Annotated in this window: 16 protein-coding genes; 7 read left to right on the top strand and 9 right to left on the bottom strand. The window is 50.9% G+C overall.

The features are described from left to right. The 3 genes from COO92_RS20270 (at position 1) to COO92_RS20280 (ending at position 2,329) form a co-directional block, all read left to right on the top strand. Entirely contained in the window at positions 1–870 is an 870-nt protein-coding gene (locus COO92_RS20270) for a cytochrome c biogenesis protein CcdA (RefSeq protein WP_198413572.1), read from the top strand. 477 nt (positions 871–1,347) lie between these two features. Then, the gene (locus COO92_RS20275; RefSeq protein ID WP_101304759.1) at positions 1,348–1,941 is read left to right on the top strand and encodes a hypothetical protein; all 594 of its coding nucleotides are present in this window, start codon (positions 1,348–1,350) and stop codon (positions 1,939–1,941) included. Between the two features lie 148 nt (positions 1,942–2,089). Beyond that, positions 2,090–2,329 (top strand): hypothetical protein, encoded by a 240-nt coding sequence (locus tag COO92_RS20280; protein WP_101304760.1) that lies wholly within the window; start codon positions 2,090–2,092, stop codon positions 2,327–2,329. Positions 2,330–2,399: 70 nt separating this feature from the next. On the opposite strand, the gene COO92_RS20285 is transcribed toward COO92_RS20280, so the two are convergent. Both COO92_RS20285 and COO92_RS20290 read right to left on the bottom strand, forming a co-directional pair. Further along, entirely contained in the window at positions 2,400–4,010 is a 1,611-nt protein-coding gene (locus COO92_RS20285) for a recombinase family protein (protein ID WP_101304761.1), read from the bottom strand. A gap of 22 nt (positions 4,011–4,032) precedes the next feature. Further along, the gene (locus COO92_RS20290) at positions 4,033–4,296 is read right to left on the bottom strand and encodes a BRO-N domain-containing protein (RefSeq protein ID WP_101304762.1); all 264 of its coding nucleotides are present in this window, start codon (positions 4,294–4,296) and stop codon (positions 4,033–4,035) included. A gap of 386 nt (positions 4,297–4,682) precedes the next feature. On the opposite strand from COO92_RS20290, the gene COO92_RS20295 reads away from it, so the two are divergent. The 4 genes from COO92_RS20295 to COO92_RS20310 all read left to right on the top strand — a co-directional run bounded on the left by COO92_RS20295 (position 4,683) and on the right by COO92_RS20310 (position 8,141). Beyond that, complete coding sequence (locus tag COO92_RS20295) at positions 4,683–5,462, top strand: BRO-N domain-containing protein (protein ID WP_101304763.1); 780 nt, start codon at positions 4,683–4,685, stop codon at positions 5,460–5,462. Between the two features lie 61 nt (positions 5,463–5,523). Then, complete coding sequence (locus COO92_RS20300) at positions 5,524–6,660, top strand: hypothetical protein (RefSeq protein ID WP_101304764.1); 1,137 nt, start codon at positions 5,524–5,526, stop codon at positions 6,658–6,660. Positions 6,661–6,762: 102 nt separating this feature from the next. Then, positions 6,763–7,149: a hypothetical protein gene (locus COO92_RS20305; RefSeq protein WP_206186453.1), complete on the top strand. Its 387-nt coding sequence runs from the start codon at positions 6,763–6,765 to the stop codon at positions 7,147–7,149. Positions 7,150–7,151: 2 nt separating this feature from the next. Continuing rightward, positions 7,152–8,141, top strand: coding sequence for a nucleotidyl transferase AbiEii/AbiGii toxin family protein (locus COO92_RS20310; RefSeq protein ID WP_240626545.1), 990 nt, complete (start codon positions 7,152–7,154; stop codon positions 8,139–8,141). Between the two features lie 11 nt (positions 8,142–8,152). Here the strand turns inward: COO92_RS20310 and traI are convergent, their stop codons facing one another. The 7 genes from traI to COO92_RS20345 form a co-directional block, all read right to left on the bottom strand. Then, positions 8,153–11,308, bottom strand: coding sequence for a TraI/MobA(P) family conjugative relaxase (gene traI / locus COO92_RS20315; protein WP_101304765.1), 3,156 nt, complete (start codon positions 11,306–11,308; stop codon positions 8,153–8,155). Next, positions 11,305–11,664, bottom strand: coding sequence for a plasmid mobilization protein (locus tag COO92_RS20320; RefSeq protein ID WP_101304766.1), 360 nt, complete (start codon positions 11,662–11,664; stop codon positions 11,305–11,307). The genes traI and COO92_RS20320 overlap by 4 nt, the downstream gene beginning before the upstream one ends. Before the next feature lie 68 nt (positions 11,665–11,732). Beyond that, complete coding sequence (locus COO92_RS20325) at positions 11,733–14,921, bottom strand: zincin-like metallopeptidase domain-containing protein (RefSeq protein WP_101304767.1); 3,189 nt, start codon at positions 14,919–14,921, stop codon at positions 11,733–11,735. After that, positions 14,914–15,153 carry a hypothetical protein gene (locus COO92_RS20330; RefSeq protein WP_101304768.1) on the bottom strand — a complete coding sequence of 80 codons (240 nt, stop codon included), beginning with the start codon at positions 15,151–15,153 and terminating at the stop codon, positions 14,914–14,916. Before COO92_RS20330 ends, COO92_RS20325 begins: the two co-directional genes overlap by 8 nt. Continuing rightward, entirely contained in the window at positions 15,140–16,996 is a 1,857-nt protein-coding gene (locus COO92_RS20335) for a type IV secretory system conjugative DNA transfer family protein (protein ID WP_101304769.1), read from the bottom strand. The genes COO92_RS20330 and COO92_RS20335 overlap by 14 nt, the downstream gene beginning before the upstream one ends. Next, positions 16,993–18,000 (bottom strand): ATPase, T2SS/T4P/T4SS family, encoded by a 1,008-nt coding sequence (locus COO92_RS20340; RefSeq protein WP_101304770.1) that lies wholly within the window; start codon positions 17,998–18,000, stop codon positions 16,993–16,995. Before COO92_RS20340 ends, COO92_RS20335 begins: the two co-directional genes overlap by 4 nt. Further along, positions 18,000–20,231, bottom strand: coding sequence for a hypothetical protein (locus tag COO92_RS20345; RefSeq protein WP_101304771.1), 2,232 nt, complete (start codon positions 20,229–20,231; stop codon positions 18,000–18,002). The genes COO92_RS20340 and COO92_RS20345 overlap by 1 nt, the downstream gene beginning before the upstream one ends. Between the last annotated feature and the right edge of the window lie 2 nt (positions 20,232–20,233).

Genomic DNA, 20,233 nt, shown 5'->3' on the forward strand with positions numbered 1-20,233 from the left:
GTGACACCGGACCTGTTCAACCTGATCTTTCTTGCGCTGGGCTTGGGATTTTTGGGATTTATCGAGCCCTGCACGATTGGCGCGCATATGCTGTTTCTCAACAGCCAGTGTGACCGTTCACTGCGCATGCGGGTTGGGGCTCTGGCTGCATTCATGCTCGCACGCCTGCTGGTCATGGGCGGTTTCGGCGGAGTGATCGTCATGCTGGGACAACGCATGATTGGACTTCAGACCGGGGCATGGCTGATCTTCGGGGCACTCTATATGGTCATCGGAATTGTCTTCCTGTTCGGTGCAGGGGGACGGTTTCGGCGGCGTATCCGCATTGCGCCAGTCGGATGGCGGATCACGAAAAACCCATGGGTTCAGGGCGTTGCGTTTGGCCTGAATATTCCCGCCTGCGCCGCGCCGATCCTTTTCGGCCTGATGGGGGCCGCAACCGCAACAGGCTCCGCCGCAAAGGGTTTCATTGTGATGGCGGTCTTTGCGCTGTCGTTGTCACTTCCATTGGTACCGTTTTCGGTCGTGCCGCGACTTACTTCGCTTCTTGTCGGACTTGCAGACTGGATGCGTCCGCGCCGCTGGTTGACCGGCTTTGTTTTCGTCGCCCTTGGCCTATGGTCAATCTGGTTCGGGCTATTTGTCAATCTGGCAGACTGGGCAGAGGAAGCCGACAAAAGGTCGTATTGTTCGCAAGCCGTTCAGCTTACATGTGAATTTTCTTGGTGTGATCCTTTACCTGATTCAACAAATGTCAGCTCCAAGGGCATAAAGGGAAGTTATGTGATCGTGAACAAAACCGAATCACATACCGTCCGCAGGATCTGCCAACCGGATTTGTCGATTGTGCAATCCACGACACAGCGCTAGAGAAATACCATATAAATACTTTTTTGATACTTATTAAGTATCGTCTCAATTCTGGATTGTGCAATCCAGTTAGGGTAGGCAAACAGCGGCGCGTAACGGTCACGGGTTGAGGTTCACTCTATTCAGGTAGTCGCCGCCTACTCTTGAGCTCTCGCCCAGGAGCAGATCCCGGCAACCTCCACGGAACCCGGCAAGCGGTTTCCGCCCTTTCGGGTAACGGCTCTCGCAATGCCGGCATAGATCGATGCGCACCAGATCGCAGATCCACATAGCTCTATAATCCATGATCCGCATATGCGGCGCGGCTGCATTAGTGCTTTGCCCTCGGCCGTAAAGCAGAATCAGGGTCCCCGTTCGCCCCCTGGACGGGCGCGAACATCCCATATTCAGCTTGACGGCATTCACCCTTTTTAGACGACGGGAAGAAGTTGAACCGGCCAGATCGGCCAGCCAGTTGTCACTATGAGGATAAGAAAGATGCATAGCGTAACAGATAGAGATATTCAGGCCGCCAAGCGTATTGCCCTTGAGTTTGATGCCGCCGTCAGGGCGAATGATGGAGATGCCGCCAATATGGCTGCGAGGGCTTTCCGTGCTCTCATTATGGAGGCCAATGGGGAGAAGGGCAGCTTTGGAAGTTTTACCGACGATGGGGCCGGAACGGTTATCACAGCAGCACTTGCGGCTGAAGCCGGAGAAGTTCCGCACTGGGGGCAGAACGGGTTGTTTGTTCTGAAAACCAACCATGGCCGAGCATTGGTCGATTTTACCTGCCCACTGGATATATGCAGCAGCTTTGGGTTTACAGCTATCGATCTTGGTCTGCCATTTATTTCCGAGACAGGATATCGCTCTCATTTCTATATGGAATGGTCGCCACTGAGTATTGAGGAAGTTGCCGCCGACATTTTCTGCAACTACGCAGAGGCCAAGAAAATGGCAAACATCGATATCGAATATCGGCAAAGCCGGAGCAACTCACTGCCCGAATTCGTAAAGCCTTCCTGTACAGCGTTTCAGGGCATTCCAACGCTGACCGATACCAGAGGCCAAATCGGCTTTCAGTTTTGATCGGTCGGGCCGAGCAGTGGGGGAGCCATGCTTTGAAACGACAAGATGAAAAATACTCAATGCGTGACTTCCCTGCATTTACACAGTCCGACGGTCAAATCGAGTTTGTTCTTTAAGTCTCAGAGCATATTTAAACCACAGGTGACACATGACAACTCTAAATGTTTGCAATCTGCGTGAACTCATCATTGGGGGAATGTTGGAAGCTCGCAAAAAAATAAGTGCAGACTTGGAGCAGGCTACCAAAATCGAACAGCATTTCTATACTGATGACGACCGCAACACCATGCGGGAACAGCTCGCGGAATATGACGCATTTCGTCATGAACCTGATCGCTGGTTTCGTTCGCTGGGGCGGACAATCCCGAATAAGAAACAAGAGAGCTAAGTCTGTATCAGGAATGCATTGGATCGAACGCTCTAAGCCACGTGATAGAACCGGCAGAATTCTGCCGTTTCTATTTCTTTTGTCCAAGCACACGCACCATAGCGGGAAAGTCATATTCGATCACGCATGTACGATAGCAATGATCACTCAGAGCATCCCATTTGGCATGTATGTAATAGAGCTTCATTGTATGTCGCAACTGGGTGACGGCTTCAGGGTCTCGCGTCCACACCAGCAACTTATCAATTAACCGAAGAAACCGTTCATGGATTTCCTTGATGTTCGTAGGACGCGAGATTTCCTTGAGTTTTCGCTTTTCCCTGTCAATTTCGAGGCGGATCAACCGAACCTCTTCTGCGTTATCCTCAAGCCAAGCATTTCCATTCAACAAATCAAGGCTATTTAGTATGTGTTCTGCCCGATCACGTAGCCCCTTAAGTCTGACTTCAGCGGTCTGGATGCGTTTGTTGACGCGCTCACGCTTTTCGACCATTTCGTCACTGTCATAGAACTGCGCAATGTCAGAAGTTTTGAGGCGTTGTGCTTCGCGTAGGACGACATCGATCAACTGATCATAGGGAACAGACCTATGCGGGCAATTGGGGTTACTACAGGAATAGTGATGTGCCCAGTGTGCTCCGATCTTTGTGCCGTGTTCTGCGCATCTGAGGCGGCCAGCAAAGACTGCTGTAACGCGCTCTCTTGTTTTAATCTGCCGCTCACGCCAACTACGATTGAGATTCTTGTGAAGCTGCTTGGTCTCTTCAGGTGACCGCAACTTGACCATTTCCCGATACTCGTTCGCTTTGCTTGAGCGCTCATCAAGCATTGACTGTACTTCATCAAAAACCTGATCATCGACAATTTGAAGTTCCGGGATCGGAACACGCACCCATTCATCCTCAGGGCGAACCACAGGCACTTTACGCCCCGTCGATGGGTTCTTTCGGTAGTGAAGTTTGTTGAATGTAACAATACCCTTGTAAAGCGTGTTACGGAGCAGGCCCGTTTTGCGGGATCGCGTGCCGACAAGGGTTGTTGAGTTCCATTTACCGCCGTTTGGCGATGCTATACTTTCCGCATCCAACTCTTCACAGATGTATTTAAGCTTGTTGCCCGATTGATAGAGTTCAAAAATTTTCCGAACGGTTGCCGCCTCAGATTCAATGATCTGGCGCTTGCCCCGTATCGGTTCCCCACGTTCATCAAATGTACGGACGAGTTCATATCCATATGTGTTGCCACCGGGAACGCCACCACGCAGGACGGCCGAGACAACACCGCGATGGGTTTTGTCTGACAAATCCTTGAGATACAGAGCATTCATTGTACCCTTCAGGCCAATGTGAAGTTCGTTGATAATGCCCTCAGAAATGGTTTCGACTTCAATGCCAACGAAACCCATTTTTTTGAAGAAGTTTGCTACGTCCCCCTGGTCTCGACTGATACGCGACAGATCTTCGCAAACAATCCGGTCAAATCGGTTGTCGAACGCGCCCATAAGCAAACTTGATATGCCCGGTCTGCTATCCATGTGAGCACCAGACATAGCTTCGTCGTAATACACGTCAATCACATGGTATTTCTGAGCAGAGCAATGCCCTTCACATCTCACTATTTGATCTTGCGTACTGGTTGTTTGGCGGTCTGTAGAATGACGTGCGTAGATCGCAACTCTCACGGCATACCCTGTCTGAAATTGGTCAATGGATTGAGCTGCCCGGGTCTTTCTTTATCACTCTATGACGCCACGCGTACATTCGGGCTGGGGGCAATTGCTGATCGCCACTAGCCGTCGTCACAATGTGGGTACCCTTTTCATCTTCGTCGAACAAACGTGGCCCTTTGTCGGCATCTCTGTATCCAAGGAATTTACAAACATCGGTTCCGACAACCCATAACGGACCATCGATTTCAACATCTCGAAACACTACGTTTTTGAAACTAAAGGTGATGATACCGCTCATTTATCGGCCCTCATGAAAGCACAACTTGAGAGTGAATATAGAATTCGAACTATGTTGATAAGCCACAGCGGAATCGGATGTGCAAGCAATATGTGACCGGAGTGTGACTTGCCCAAAAATGGCCGTTGGACAAGGGGTTGGCGGGTTTCTGCGAGTTTGCAGGAGTTCGCAAGAGTGTGCAGGAGTTTGCAGAACTTCGCACAACTTTGACCTGTCGTTTCTTGGGCAGGATAGGTTAGGTGATATCACCTAACGATCATTCCATGACCCTCCTGCCTTATTCGCATGGCAAGCCATGCTCAACGGGTAAAAAGGAACTGACATAAAGCACCTTCCCACATATCATTAACTACAGGTGCAGTTTGAAATGATAGAGGTACAGAGCAATGACTGAGATCATCCCGTTTAGCTTTGAAGGTGCTGAAATCCGCACGGTTTATAGGAATGATGATCCGTGGTTCGTCGCCATGGATATTTGTGAGGCGTTGGGAATTGCGAATTCGCGTGATGCGATGGATCGACTAGATGATGACGAAAAAGATGAGGTCGGTTTAAGCGACGCCATCGGTCGGAAGCAGGAAATGACCGTTATCAATGAAAGCGGCCTTTACATCCTGATCCTGCGTAGCCGCAATGCTGTGAAACCCGGCACCCTACAACATCGGTTCCGCAAATGGGTTACATCCGAGGTCCTGCCTACAATACGAAAAACCAGCCTGTACGATGCCGGGACCAGCGAGGCAGCGCCAGATTTGCAGGCAGGCACACGCAATCCTGGCTATAGGTTGTTTGAAGCCATCATTCGTCCCGATGGTAATTGGGGTAAGGTTTGGGCCGTTCCGGTCTATAGACTGGGTGACACTGACTATTGGAATGTGCCGCTGCTACTTGAGGCATATTGCGGGTCAAGAGATTTCCCAGCGCACCTTTCTCCGCACGACTACGCTTATAATCTGATGAGGGAACTTCCTGAACTTCAGGCTGCCAGTCCGCTTTGGGTTGCACATCATTTCAATTTGAAAATCATTATTCAGGGGGCGAACGGGGGTTACGATAAACGAACTCGTGAGTTTCTTGAGCAAATTGAGAATGCACACTTGACCGAGAAACCACTGCGTTCGGGCACCGTTGTTCATCTTCGAGATGTAACTAAACAGCCAAGCTGACATTACCTTGACTAGATATGTGTGCATGTGTTCTTAATGACCCTTCATTATGGAGGGGTGAATGACTGAATATACTCTGGACAACAAATCGCAAAGAATACCGCTACAGCTTGACCAAGACGAGTTGGTCAAACTTGATGAGCTGGGGGCTCGGCTATCTACGACGAGAAACCAAACTATCCGTTTGTTGATACAAAGAGAGATTTCAGTTCCCCGGATTGCAATTCCAGAACCCCGTACTGGAGAGGTTTTTCGGGTAGCCCAAGGTGCATATGGTGAGACAACGGAAATCCGTATGAAGAACGGTCGTGTTTTGCACTTCTACGTTGCTCCCTATCGCAATCGTTGTTGTATTCTGCTACTCGACCCTGAAATGACAGAGTCAGTTGGCTATCCAAACTACGATGAACTTTACGGGGATTCCGATGTTCTGGATGCTATTCTGGACTTGCGAGAGACGAAATATGATTGGGATGATCCGAGGTATCGGAACATTTGCAAATCGCTAAACATTGACCCCGACGAGAAACGGCCACAGTTCGTCAAAGAATTCGAGCGGATTGCACGAGGGTTATCGAACCGTCAGGCTCGGTTCAGTTACATTTCCCCACATTGGGAACTGCTGCTTGATCTGGTTGACCTACTGCGATCTGACATTCAGCCGACCCTCCAAATGCTCAACAGGGCAAAAGAGAGGTTCGACACATTGTCGGCGAAGGAACGTCCAGATGTTTATAATCAGGCGTTCATCGCTGCCGAAAGTCGGAAATTGCCTTCTGAGCATCGTTTAACGACAGATATTATATTCCTGCCGAGCTGGACTGATTGCTACTGGAATAAGCGTGTTGGCCTTTGGGAATGCAAAGAGTGTGATGATGATGGGTGGACATCGGGCCATAATCACGACTTGCATGGTGTTGCCGCATTGCCGTCAGGAAAGCTTAATGATGTTCAGGCCGTGATAGTTCAGAAACTTAAAAAGCAGGGTGTCATTTTCCTGAATGCGGGCGAAGTTCAGGATTACCTAAACAACGAGGGGGCTTACTGGGCTTGGAAAAACCTGACAATTAGGAAAGTTTTCGAAGGGCATCATGGTGCACGAAAACCAACAACGTCTGAAAAGATGAAATGGCGAATGCGTAAACCTGAAACGCCATTATATGACCGATGGTTGGGGCGACAGGAAAGAGCAGCTTGATATAGCTAAACTCTTGACCCGGACAAACCACGGGATTGCTGTTCAAGGATGTTGATTCCGGTTATAATTTTATGATCCGATTTGAATGCAGGTGCCCTGATAATGGCAACTAGAGAACAGCTCGACGATAGTTATCGTCCGTTGACGCAATCAGAACTCCAATCGCTGAAGCACGATATGCAGAATTCACTGCATATGATGCAGCAACAGGCATTTCTGAAGTCAATGGCGAAACGCTATATCTGGTGGAAGTCCCCAGATGAAGCGATTGCCAACCCGGACAGGGTACTTGCACAGCTCATGAACATCGGCGATTTCGATGATGTTGTCGAAATGGTCAAGCTTTTCGGGAATGAAAGACTTGGCCATGTTGTCAGTAACGCTGTGGCCGGCTGGTTTAATGAACGCTCCTGGTCTTACTGGCATTATCGACTAGGGCTTGCCGACATTGATCATGTTCCGGCAATACCTGTGCGACGGTTCGATTGACGATGGCATTCTTACCTCGCATGGACATTCTCCCAGATGCTCAACGCGATCTTTGGCCAGATTTCAAGGATGTCACGCAGCAGGGCTGGGTGCTGTATGGTGGGACAGCCGTTGCCCTCAGGTTAGGCCACCGACAATCCGTGGATTTCGATTTTTTCTCTGATAGGCCCCTTGATCGAGATGGATTGCAGTCCGCGTTCACGGCCCTGAATGACAGCAGAGTCATTCAGGAGGAGCAGAATGCGATAACACTTCTGGTTAACCCCCCCGGCAACACTGAAGACACCGTTAAAGTCTCTTTCTTTGGAAATATATCGACTGGTCGGGTGGCAACACCAGACATGACGGATGATGGTGTGCTTCAGGTTGCCGCACTTGATGATCTGATGGCTATGAAGCTAAAGGTCATACTTCAACGGGCCGAGGCGAAGGACTATCGCGATATTGCAGCTATGGTCGATGCAGGCATACATGTGGATCAGGGGCTTTCTGCGGCACGCCAGATGTTCGGGGATACTTTCCAGCCGAGTGAAAGCCTCAAGGCGATGACCTTTTTCGGGGACGGAGATCTCCACACGCTGACATCCAAGGAACGCGCTACTCTCGTCAATACAGCAAGTGCAGTTAGCCGGCTGCCCGACGTGGCGTTGAAATCGAGAAGCTTGATAGATGAGCGCAATCTTCAGGTACAGATTCCGCATGCCCTGAAACCATATCATGCTGCACTGGAAAAACTGGAGAACTCTGGCGCTTCCGAGCCGGAAACCGCAGTAGCGCGTCGTAAACTGGCAATTGCACAGAGCTACTTTGATAAAGGGCTACTGGATGTGCCTGGAGCACATTCCGAGAAGATCCGCGAACAGGCACTTCAGGAAGCACGACAGACAATTGCAGAGCCATCATCCACTGATACATTGAAATCAAGAACGACAGCCGAAAAGCCCGAGAAGCAAACGATCAAGAAATCCCGGGGCACGGGGTTCGAAATGTAACCCCGAAAGACTTACTCGATAGACCGGCCGACTTTTTGCGTAGGCTTCGTGTCTTTCTGCTTCTGCTTAATCCCGGCCGAGCGCAGCGTATCAGAAACCTTGCTCTGGTCACTTCCTTTGAGAAGATCCCCAAATGACATGCTGTTGCGCTTTTTGTCTTGCCCTGAAAGCGGCGGCACCAGCACCTCGGCTTTGATAGCTTGAGCGGCTTCTCTCGCGAGATCAAGCGGGCGGTTCTCCTTTGCCATATGGGCATCCATGGCAGCAACGAGCATCTCGCGTTCTGGATGATAGCGCCGGAGATTCTCACCAACGGCCTTTAGGTTCTCAGAATTCACCACCCATACGACGGGCTTGTGGGTATGACGGTTCAGCTCAATGGCGCTTGTCAGATCATCGGCAATCAGAATTGGCTCGGATGGGTCTTTGGATATTCGTCCACCAACAACGTGATGAGCCCCTTTAATGCCCCCACTTCCGGCGAGTATTTCGGCAGATCCGCTTGGAGAAACACGATACACGCCAGAAAGACGATTTCCGCCGTCTCTAAGCGGGATAAGGGTATTGCCGTCATCATCAACCCGAAATCCACTCCAAGCCTTCTCAGTGCCCATTTTGGGGCGCAAGGTTATCGCTTCCTTGTCGGGGCGGCTGGCGGATTGCCATGCCAACCATCCATCATCACCAACCATATCCGCCATTTCACTTCGAAGAGCAGTTATAGACGGTGATGTTTCGGGATCTGGCAAGATGCTTGCTTTCCAGATGTTTCGGTGGGTGACAACTTCTCGCGTTTGAAGGGTGCCGTTTTCATCCTGATACTCCTCTTGAACAACAACTTCCTTGCGTTCAGTTACTTCAAGTGAAATCCAGTCTCCGGCATGTGCGCCAGACTGGCTCACAGCATCGGCAACATCGACACCCCAGACGTAACGGTCGATGCCATTGATATCTTGCAACTTCGCATAACTGGAATTGGATTTATCAGGATCAAAATCATAGTGATCATGTCCAAAATCGAGTAACCGTGCGCCGGCTCGGTTTGGTTCATGTTTGGCGTACTCTTTGAAAGAGATAGCAAGTGCCGGTCGGACAATATCCACGGCCAGCTTTTTTGCTTTGTCCTCGTCGTCCAGTTGACCGGACGCATCTAGGGCGATGATGATTTTTACATCGTTATGCCGAAGCCTGATCTGTTCAGTCGTTTCTGCCCAAGAATGTGTATCGGCCGACACAACAACGGGACAGCGTGTAGCGCGATGAATTGCCGCTGCATCTGCATAATTCAGGGCCACTACAATCGTATCCTTTTCCTCACGCCATTGAGGATCAATCATATGGTAGCAGGGGCGGTCTGGCTCTGCGGGCTGCGCAAGATCCTGGCGGCCCATGTCGTCGATTAAAATCACGTTCTCTATACGGCCCGAACGGTCTTTAAGAGGAACTGCAACATCACCGGATTTTGTGATCTTCACCCCATAGCCACGCAGGCCATTCATTTTAAGCCAGTTGGAGTTCCCCGGTGTTGCCCAATGCTCGCATTCGTCCCATACAAGAAATGCTTGATCGTTGACTGCATGCGCAAATGTTCGGCGCAGTTTCGTATGATCATCATAATGGGGCATGGTGACAGATCGCACATTCGGCAAAGTGATTGGCGTTTTGGTGGCCACAATCGGCTTAATCATTGGATTGCGGTGACGGTGTTCTGTGATCGTCTTTCGGAGATCCTTGGCATCGGGAACGAAGACGACAGGGCGACGGGTCGCATCATGTATTTTGACCGCATCAACATAGTCGACGGTAAAAATGACAGGGCCTCTATCGGACTGCTTCCGTGAATCTATGAGATGGGTCAACCCGCGTGCTTTAACATTTCCGATCTGCATGCGATTGCCGTCGGGCGCGTAGACACACACCCTTTGCATGTAACCGTTGGCATCCTTCAATGGCACGATCAGATTGCCTTTATCGTCTATCCGGCATCCCTGGCCGGTAGATCGTGATGCAGCCAACCAGTTAAGGGATTTCGCATTTGCCCATTGGCCGGCTTCACGCCAAGCCGCCAGAGCTGGCGCTGCCAACGTTGAAACTGGGGTAGGTTTGTCATCCCCAAAGACCATATGAAGGAATTCCTGCTGAGCGATCAGAAACACCATGGCCATTGGATCTTTGTAGGCTTCACTGAGTAGAAACAGTTTCCAGTTGGAAATCGTCCGCTGGAAGAAAGATCGCCTTTTATGCACAGGCTTTTGCATGTTTAGATAACGTCGCCAAATTGGCGACATCGCAGGGTGCCGCATGGTGGGGCGTCTTTTGTATCGACGTTTGGGAGGCGGGGATTTCTTCTCGCCATCTTCAGCTATAGGAGGTTTGAAACTACCGAGCTTTTTCTCAAGCGCAGTCTTGCTTACCTTGCGATCCAGTGCCGATGCCTTCATGCCTTGAGCGTCAGGGCCTACCAGAACAAAGCCGTTACCCCGTTTTTTCAAAGTGATGTCATATTCGGCTAAGATCTTATGCAGATCCTGCCATGTCTCTGCACCATTGATGTGTTCAAGAATCTCTTTACGATGCTGGAGAACATGATTTTGGAAGCTTTCCTGCCATGTCTGGGCTTCATAGTCACGTGCAGATGGTGACAGTCTTGGCCCCTGGTTGCCGGTCTGTGACATGCCGTTGTCGATAAACAGCCCGTACTCTTTTTCGAGTTTGCGCGACACACGATCAAGCACTTTGTAATCGCGGTAGGGGGTGACAACCTGAAGCGTTCTCGGATGGATCTTGTTAAATGCGATGTGCATATGAAAATTGTCGGTATTGATATGCGTTCCTGCCACATACTGGTGTTCAGCATATCCAAGCCCTTTGGCATAGGCTGAGGCAATGTCCTTGAGATCCTTTTCAGACAAGTGGTCTTTCTCCCCGGGGCGGAAAGAAACCATCATGTGATATGACTTGTCTGTGATTTCAGGCTTCATACGACGAACGGCATACACCTCGCGTAGGGCGAGTTCCAGATCGTCGAGCGTTTCGCCTGAACCGCAGTTTGATATCCAGAACTTGTCGAGCTTTTCCCCGGGTTCTTTTGCCGCCGCGATGTATTCGGCCAGTGCCTTGAAATTGTCGGCTACATCGGGCTTCTTGGGGATTTTCTTGGCGATCATTTTGCGCCGCGCCCGATAGAGTTATCGACTTTTCGAACAGTGTCCTTCAGCTCGTCTTGAGTGGATTTTATCTGGTTGGCCAACTCGTCGTATTTACGCAAAAGGTCAGAACTTAATGGCTCGTCCATCACGAGTTTGAGCAGGTTCCCCAAACGGGCAAGGTCTGCGTTTACCGATAGCAAATCAAGAATGCCCTGTGAGGCTTCAAAGTCGCGTTGATCAGGTAACGGGCTATTCATTAGCAGACGGCGCAGCACTTCGGATTGCGTGAGCCGTAATTGTTTTGCAAGTTTCTCCAGTCGATCACTCTCTGATTCCGGCAATGTTACCAGGAGCCGACGGTTATTTGTTGGCACGACAGATTTCCTCAGAAGGTATTTAAAGGGTAGGGGCTGCCAGTAGAAAACCACCGGCAGTTAATCAGCTAGACCGTCATCTGATTTGACTGGTTGAGTTGTTTCTTCGGCGTTGCCTGGATCGATTTCCCCCGTCCGACAGAAACGCCAAGATCCGCAAGCTGTTTTCTCACGTCCTTGCGGAATTCATCAAACCCACGACTTACGTGCAGATCATTGAAATCCGTAAGACCTTGCAGTTTTTCCTCAGGCGAAAGGGGCGGTTTCAGAATACTTGCATCTGAACGGCCGGCGGCCTTGTCCGCAGCATTCAAACCCGGATTGAAGCCAACTTTTTCGACCTGCTTATGATCGTCGTCAGCAGCAATCAAATGTTGCCGGTCGGGGTTTTGCTTGTGAAGGGCTTCAGCGACGACCGCGAGGTTTCCGCCGTCCATTGCAACAACAGCCGTAAAGCCGGTTGCGGCATTCAGGCTTTTCGCCGTGGCATAACCTTCAGCGATAATCCACGGCTTGTCTTTCTTGCCTGGAATAACGTGCATTAAACCGGATTTCTTTCCGTCCTTCAGATAGCGTTTGGTCCCATCCGGTTTGATGGTTTGCACATTTTCAATGAAGCCCTTCTCATTCATCATTGGCATGATCAGATTGCCCTCACGATCAATGCGCAAGGTTTCGCCTGATACCTGCTTGCGTTTCAGATAGGGGTGATCGTTGCTGGCTTCGATTGCATTCTGGAATGTCGCATAAGCTCGTTTCGCCGTTTGACGATACTGGAAGCGCAGTTCTTGTTCTTGTTCTGCTTTGCGAGCCGCAGATTGAGCTTTGACTTTTTCAAGCTCTGCCGGATCCATTTTAGTGCCACTGGCCACCCATTTTACCGGCTCGCTGGCGGTTTTGAAATTCATGATCTGGCCAGCAGGAATACCTTCAAGAAATCCGCGATAGCTTCCGCTGGTTTTACCTTTGGCATCCCCGTCAACCGATACACGATGCCACTTACCGTCCATCTCGGCTGGTCCATCCAGAATTAGCCCGTTTTCACGACAAGCAGCAGAAAATTCCAGGTGTGGATCGATCTTCTGATCAGATGATGGTTCGACTTTCTTCTGCCATTTGGCAAAAGCTTTCATGTCAGATCCTTCGTGAACGAACCATGCCTTATCGCGGCGGTCCCATTTGGCACCGAGGGCCTTGGCTTCATTCTTCTCGCGGAAGGGTACAGAGAGATAAACGCGTTTTTTTTCTGCATCGGTTGTGTCGGGAGCGTCTTTAATCGATCCGACCATAGCTCTTGCCTCCTGACTTCTCTTTTTTCCCTTCTCATCCCGCGCTGCGAAAACCGTGTTGATAGAGCCTTCAGCAACATCTATTCCCATGTCACCATTTTCCAGTCCGGTGGCCTGCTTACGGGTCGCCGTATGTAGTTTTTCCATTTCAGGGGTTAGGTAAGTGTACCGGTGATTGGAACCGTCATTGTACCAGTCATTGCCAATAATAGTGGTCTCTCGTCCACCTGCGACTATCGACAGATTAGACATCCCGAAAGGTCGAGAGCCTTCAAGGCCTCTTACAGCTTCACCCAAAGAATCAAAGTTTTGCACGTCCCCCATTCCGTCCAGTTTATAAATACGGGTGCTGGGTTTTGCTGAATCATAAATAGCTTTCCTCTGCGTGAGATCGTTCTGCTGGTTTTGGATTGATTGATTAATCGGGCCATTTGAAAGACTTATTTCGAGTGGTTCACGCAGGCGATTGAGATGCTCATCTTTGCGCTGTTCGGCGGGTACATGCCATTCCGGTTTCTGGACGTGGGCTTTTGGCCTGGGACCATCCAGATCCCATAAAGCCGAGGCCAACTCGCGATGAAGCGGCGACGCCAATGCTTCACCTTCCATCAATGACAGCGTTTCGTCCCGGTGCGCGATGCCAGTAGCACGGCGTTCCGGCGAAGCTGCATAGTCTGCGACCCAGTCAATCTTTTGGAATTGCTCGGCAAGCTGGGCAAATGCGTGATGTTCCTCATCATAGCCTGGTACGATAGAGGCAAAGCTGCCCCAGTTGGCGGCTTCTGCTGTTTGTCCGAGAAAGCGCCTCAGATTATCATTGGAAAGGTCGGATGCTTTCAGGCCTTCCTTGATTTGATCAGCTGAGAGTTGTTCCTTGTTTTCACGATTTCCTGCAAGTACCAGCGTATCTTGAATATCTATCGCCCACAGGGTCGGGTGTGCGTGTGGATGGTTCTCGAACATATGGTTGACAATTTCTTCACGCTCGACTGCCATTTTGTCATATTGCGCCATGTTGACCGTCTGGCCGACTACCGACGGCTGATCTTGAGCCATAGCCTGTTGCCGTTCTTTGGCCGGTGTGAGTTCAAGACGTTTTTCCGGTTCCATGATCCACGTTTTGATCACTTCGGCGTCACGGGCGGCCTGAAACAGCACATTGCGATCTTCCTTGATCGCTGTCATCCAACCTTCAATGTAGCTTGCGTGGCGTTCAGGATAGTGGCCAAGCCCCAGTTCAGTTGTCGTCATGAAAGAGGCTATCTCTGCCCGAAGCTCTTCGCGAGCATAGGATTCAGAACCAAAGGGGCCACCTTCGCGTGCAAGCCGCGAATGATGGCCAGTTGAATGGCCGCCTTCATGCAGAGCGGTCGCGTAATATTCATACTGACCTTTGAACAACCCTTTTGGCGGCATATGGATTTCATCCGCCCCGGGTTGATAGAATGCGCGGTCACGCTGATCGTGAAAGATAGGAACATTGAGGTCGGAAAGAACCTGTTCAGCCCGTTCGACAGGGTTGAAATTTGGTTCCTGGCCAATGAACGGTTCAAGCCCATCAATCTGCGAGCCGTTGAAGACGACAGCGTGAAACACCTTGGGACGCTCCAACCGTACTTCTTGATAGCGTTGCTTTCCGTCATCGTTGAGGATTGGTGCTCCGCTATTATCTGTCATTGGTCGTCGGTCGGACCACTGCCAGTATTCAATTTGAGTGCCTTTCTCACCCTTGCGCACCTGATAACCATTGGCTTGAGACTGGCGATAGGTCGTCCATCGTGGATCCGCGAAGCCTTGCGCTTCGAGCCAGATCTGGTTCATGCCACGATAGGGTTTACCCGTGGCAGGATTGAATGCTGGAACGCGAACATTGCCGGGTTCCCATGGTTTTTGCCAAGGAGCGGTGCCAGCAGCAATTTGATCGATCAGCGTATCAACGACCTGATCGCGGAAATTTTTCTTAACCATTGCCCAACACCTCCTCGATGGCGGTCGGATCCTCGCCGTCAAAATGGCTGTCCAGTGCCGCATCCATAGACAACGCCTGTTCATCGAAAGCGCCCATGGCTTCGGCGACATCAGGATCGACAGAAACAGGGCCAATATCACTTGCCGCCGAGACGGCCTGTGTCGCGAGTTTGAGATATTCTGTTTCGTTTAATCGGGCGTTTGCGCCCTTGATAATTTCAGGCTGCTTCATGGGTATTCTCCGTTGCTGAAGGCATGTTGCGGTGAACAGGGGAGTGTTCCATTTCGGGTGGTGGCATCTGAGAGCGACGGTTTAGCTCTTTGTCGAGGAAATAGAGGTTTTGCGTGCCATGGATTGGCGGAATGCCCGCAACAAAGATCAATGAATCGCCGGGCTGTGCTTTCTTGCCCTCTGTATCGATGACAGGCAGGCGCATACATTCATCTGCGGTAAGAAGAGGCCGAGATGTTTCTTGAATATTGTCGGAATTTGATCCCGACATCTGACCGGATTTGCCCGATTGAGAACGCCGTTTCTGCACAATCGTGGTGCGGCCACTCATGTCTGAAATCAGCTTTGCTGTTTCAAGCTTGTTTGGCGTAAAGGCGATACGCACTTTCGAGTTGGCCATAAGCGATTCATCTTTGCCGTAGCATTTATGAAGCTGCTCGACATTCTGGAAAATCATGTATGCCCGGATGCCGTATCCGGCCATGAACGCGAGCGATTCCTCCAGCACTTCCATTTTCCCGAGGGCTGCCAACTCATCGAGCATTAAAAGCAGTGGATGCTTATAACTTGCGGCCAGACTTTCAGTTTGCCGGCGCAGGAACAGATTGAGCATAATTCTGATCAAAGGCCGAAGACGGTCTTTATCCGCAGGGCTGACGACAAGGTAAAGGGCCATCGGACGATCACCGTTCATCAGATCAGACAAGCGGAAGTCGCTTGTTGATGTGTTTCTTGCAATGATTGGATCGGCAAACACTGTGAGTTGTGTTTTTGCGTTGGAATGGACGCCAGAGCGTTCCTGCGGAGCTTTAATAGCCAAACTGTTTGCGCCGCGACGGACCTCTGTGTTGACGTGCTTGAGGCCGTGTTCATATTCAGCCATGGCTTCAAGGATCTTCACGAAGTTGTCCTGGGCGGACATTTGATCATCCCGGTCTTCGGCGGATGCCCCGGGGCGGGCAGCTTCCAATGCATCGGCTGGCGGTTTCACGGTTGAAATGCCTGAAAGGAACGTATTTACATCGTCAAAACAGGCGACGCGGTTCTCTTCTTTCCGGGTTTTGTATAGGACATGGAGCAATACGACAGAGAGCCAGCCATACCCTTCTTGCCGCCAGTAATCGTGCATCCCTTTGCCGTCTGGATCGATGATCATCTGAGCGATGTTTTGGCAGTCACCAATGTCTCGTTCTGTATCAATGCGGATCTCAGCCAGTGGATTGAAACGTGATGACCCACTGATTGCTGCCGGCTCGAACTTTTCTACCCGAATGCCAAAGAACTTCAGCCAACCAGCTGTTTTCGTGTAGTTCTCACCCTTGATGTCAAGCGTGAGGCTGGAATGAACCCATGTGAGCAATGTCTCAACAATCAGGGATACACCCTTGCCAGTTCGAGTAGCAGCCCAAACCAGCACATGTTCTGGCCCTTTGTGGCGAAGCACTTTGATTTTGCCACGCCAGGTTCTGATCGCACCAACGACAACAGAATCACCCGCCTTGCGCAAAAGACGGGCCTTGCGGATGTCCTTTAGTGTCGCCCAGCGTGCAGAGCCGTGTAGTTCATTTCCTTTTCGAGATCCGGCAACAGTATCGTTACGTGCACGGGCAAGAAGAACACCAACTACCACCATCAAAGCTGTACCGGCGATTACCGTGTAAACCGCTGGCATGAGCATTTCATCTGGCAGGCCGGCAGGGTGTGAGATGGCAGCAACAAGCCATTGCCACCAAGCAGGGTCTCTCGGGTCAAAGCCAACAGAAAGATACCACTGGCCGATAATGCCGGCGATCATGCAGAGGAAAATAACGATGAGGAAGAAGTGACCAATGCGTTGGCTCATGTCGCTCTCCCGTCTTTCAGGATGAAGTTATCGTTTGCCGGTTGCCAGATATCCGTGATGCGACGGAACCCATCCTGATCACGTTTGATCTGGACAACGAGATCGACCATTTCCGTAAGAAACTCGGGAATGCGATCCATCTTCATTCCTGCCCACGCGATGTTTTGATCAAACTTGCGGTGTATTGCGTGTTTCGGATTAGTCGAATGGATTGTGAAGCTCACGCCGGTGGCGCCGGCATTAAGCGTTCCGAGTACGGCAAAGGCATTTTTCGTACTGATTTCCCCGAAAGGAACACGATCCGGGGTAATGCGGTTGACGTGATCGAAAAGTACACGCCAATCGACCATGCCTGTATTACTGCCACTTTCTCGCGCAGCAAGGAGCCCATTGCCGTCCCAAAACCGCTCAAGAAACAGCTCGCCCGAATCTTCAAGTGCGACAACGCGAACGTCGTCAGCGACAGAGGAAAGCAGCATGTTGAGCAAGCTGGTCTTACCAGTGTTTGTCCCACCAGAAATGGCCATGTTCCAACCTTTGACCATCCCCTCAATCAGCAGTTCTTTGATTTCGTTTTCACACTTGATTTTGAGGCGATCCATCGCGTCATCAAGGTAATCACGATCCCCTTTCTTTGTTGCCGGCGTAAAGTCACGCCACGTCGGCGTGAAAGGATGTTTACAGCGTATCGCGAGGCTGAGGCCTGATCGGACAGAAGGCCCGACCAGACATTCAAACCGATGCCCCTCATCAAGTGTTGTAGAAAGGATTGGATTACTGTCAGGGTCGAAATTCAGCCCCCGGTTATTCGAAAGAGCTATGCACAGGCCTTCAATAACAGCCTGTGTTAGCCTCGGGTCTTCGATTAATTTCTTCCCGGTACCGCGACGGTCCACCACGATCCGGTGCGGACCATTCAACCGAACCTCGACGGTGGTCGGCTCGTCGTAGTAACGAGCGAGTGGGGCTACGATTTTTTTGTATAGCGGGTTGATGGCGTTCATTAATACCACCCCCACTGATTGATGCAGCCCGCTTTTACCGCGTAGGAATGCGCCGGAAACCCACCGTTGTTGGAACGATACGTGATGTACCATTGGTAGGTGCCCGAGTGGCCGGATTGGTTGTATGAAGGATACGCAGCCACGGTTTCACAGTTGCCCTTCACTGCATCGCCTATTTGCGTACCGTCTTCACGCTCTAGGATCTTTGTCCCCACGCTTGCGGTGTAGTTACAGTGGTCCCCGTAAGACGGGTATATTGTTTTGGCCTCCCCGTCGCTGCCCTGCTGTTCAACAAAGACCCTATACCCAGTCCGTCCGCAGACCGACCCTGTATATCCTTGCGGTGCGCTCCACCGTTTGTATGTTTCCGCTGCCCAATCTACTTTGATGTTGCATTTGTTCCCAAGATCCAATGGGGTTGCCTCACCAACAGTTACCTTGTGGGTTGTTTCGTCGGGCCGTTTGTAAATTTCGACTTCATCGCGTTCGTCAAATCGGGTGCAACCTTCATAATAGGTTTCACCATTTGTCGCTGGGCCGACACCTGTATAAAGGTAAGGGACCTGTGGATCCCCGGGTAGTACCTGAGATGTCAGAACGTTGTATCGACCAGACAGGGTTTCGACGCCCTCGATGTAGACAGTGACAAGTCGATAGGCGAACAGCTTGTCATCGTGGCGCTGCCATCCCGTCGTTTCTTGCTGATGGGTGTAGATGACACCGTTATCCTGACATTCCGTGACGGGCTCTTGCTTTCCGTCGAGCAGATAATAGAAGCGTTCACTGCCGATACTCTGTCCGGCCGATATGTTATGGCTCCATTTCCCCGGGTCTTGGCAACCCGATGTCGTTGACTGGATGTCTTTAGCCGAAGGATCTGGTGTGCATGGGGTGCGATAAATCTCGAAACCGTGGACATTGATCATCACACGGCTTTGAAGCGTTACCTTTCCACTTTCGCGGTTGATGATTGGTTCACACACCTGATCGCCATTGGCGGTTTTATAGATTGTGGAGTGATCGTATTCTTCGTCGTTATCCTGACAGGACGTATCCCAATCCTGACCTTCCAGCGTGTAGATGTATTTGGATCGACCGAACGATTTCCCGGCAAGGAAGTCGTCGCGAATATCGCACCCTTCCGTGGTTTTCTCCATCGGCACAGGCTCAACTTCAATCGACGCTGCACAGGACGAAACCGGAATTTCCTTGCCGTTATGATTGGTGTAAACCAGCTTGCCTTGCGGTACAGCTTCCAGATTGATGTAATCGAGATAGACCGTGCAGGCATTACGGTCTTCTACAATGTCGTAAACCTTTTCGGTGTCTGGCTGACAATCGCCAATTTCTTCCCGATTGCCGCCGCCGTCCGTGTAGTAATACATGAACTGGGCGGTAGCTTTCATCGTCTCGACATTTTCGTCGTAGGGACAAACGGCATAGCTCGGACTGATCTTGAACCGCTCCGAGCCATCCGCGCAATCGCTGTACTCGGGCGTTCCGTCCGTCACCGTTTCAACCCGCGTTTGCTGGATAGCCTGCAACTGATCGAGATCCACACGGATTTCACATCCGTTCGTGGTGATGTTGGAGCTAATGACGGGGGTTTTCTTTACATCCAGCGCATCCGGGGTCGAATATCCCGAGGCATCCGGGTTGGATGATGCGTTTGAGCCGACCTTGCCTTCCGAGGCGCCAACACCTGAGTCGGCAACCTCTTCTTCGCTTTTTTCATCCTCAGGGATGTCTTCTGCGGCCGCGAGCCGTTCTAGGGCGGCCACAAGTTCCGGCTGATCTCCCTCAATCGTAATTGGCGACGACGGATCCAACGCCGTTTGGTCAAGATTGAACTGTGCAACGAAGTTGTCTGAATTCAGCGGTTCGGTGCGATTGCCCTTACCAACACTTGAAAGAACAAGCTGACCGATTTTCATATCATCGACGGAAACATAACGGGCGTATGCCTTCGCAGTCACACCTTCAGTCAGTGTCTTGGAAACGCCCGGAATATCGACAAACCCGAGATCGAGCGCTACTGGATCGTTCTCTGGCAATTCGGTCGGGGTCTTCGTTCGGGTGATAATATTCACCTTTTCGACAAGGCCATCCATGCCGGCAGTCGGGGCTTCAGATTGTGAGCTGATACTGTCGATCTCTTGTGCGACCTGCGCTGTGGCGGGCAGGGCGAGACATGACGACAGTAGAAGCAATGCAAACCATTTGCGTTTCATGC

The organism is Thalassospira lohafexi (assembly GCF_002844275.1).
GTDB classification, from domain to species: Bacteria; Pseudomonadota; Alphaproteobacteria; order Rhodospirillales; family Thalassospiraceae; genus Thalassospira; species Thalassospira lohafexi.

Coding starts and splice junctions, on each gene's coding strand:
- COO92_RS20275 (WP_101304759.1), top strand. CDS start 1,348: ATGCATAGCGTAACAGATAGAGATATTCAGGCCGCCAAGCGTATTGCC.
- COO92_RS20310 (WP_240626545.1), top strand. CDS start 7,152: ATGGCATTCTTACCTCGCATGGACATTCTCCCAGATGCTCAACGCGAT.
- COO92_RS20290 (WP_101304762.1), bottom strand. CDS start 4,296: ATGAGCGGTATCATCACCTTTAGTTTCAAAAACGTAGTGTTTCGAGAT.
- COO92_RS20305 (WP_206186453.1), top strand. CDS start 6,763: ATGGCAACTAGAGAACAGCTCGACGATAGTTATCGTCCGTTGACGCAA.
- COO92_RS20335 (WP_101304769.1), bottom strand. CDS start 16,996: ATGAGCCAACGCATTGGTCACTTCTTCCTCATCGTTATTTTCCTCTGC.
- COO92_RS20340 (WP_101304770.1), bottom strand. CDS start 18,000: ATGAACGCCATCAACCCGCTATACAAAAAAATCGTAGCCCCACTCGCT.
- COO92_RS20345 (WP_101304771.1), bottom strand. CDS start 20,231: ATGAAACGCAAATGGTTTGCATTGCTTCTACTGTCGTCATGTCTCGCC.
- COO92_RS20280 (WP_101304760.1), top strand. CDS start 2,090: ATGACAACTCTAAATGTTTGCAATCTGCGTGAACTCATCATTGGGGGA.
- COO92_RS20325 (WP_101304767.1), bottom strand. CDS start 14,921: ATGGTTAAGAAAAATTTCCGCGATCAGGTCGTTGATACGCTGATCGAT.
- COO92_RS20295 (WP_101304763.1), top strand. CDS start 4,683: ATGACTGAGATCATCCCGTTTAGCTTTGAAGGTGCTGAAATCCGCACG.
- COO92_RS20330 (WP_101304768.1), bottom strand. CDS start 15,153: ATGAAGCAGCCTGAAATTATCAAGGGCGCAAACGCCCGATTAAACGAA.
- COO92_RS20300 (WP_101304764.1), top strand. CDS start 5,524: ATGACTGAATATACTCTGGACAACAAATCGCAAAGAATACCGCTACAG.
- traI (WP_101304765.1), bottom strand. CDS start 11,308: ATGATCGCCAAGAAAATCCCCAAGAAGCCCGATGTAGCCGACAATTTC.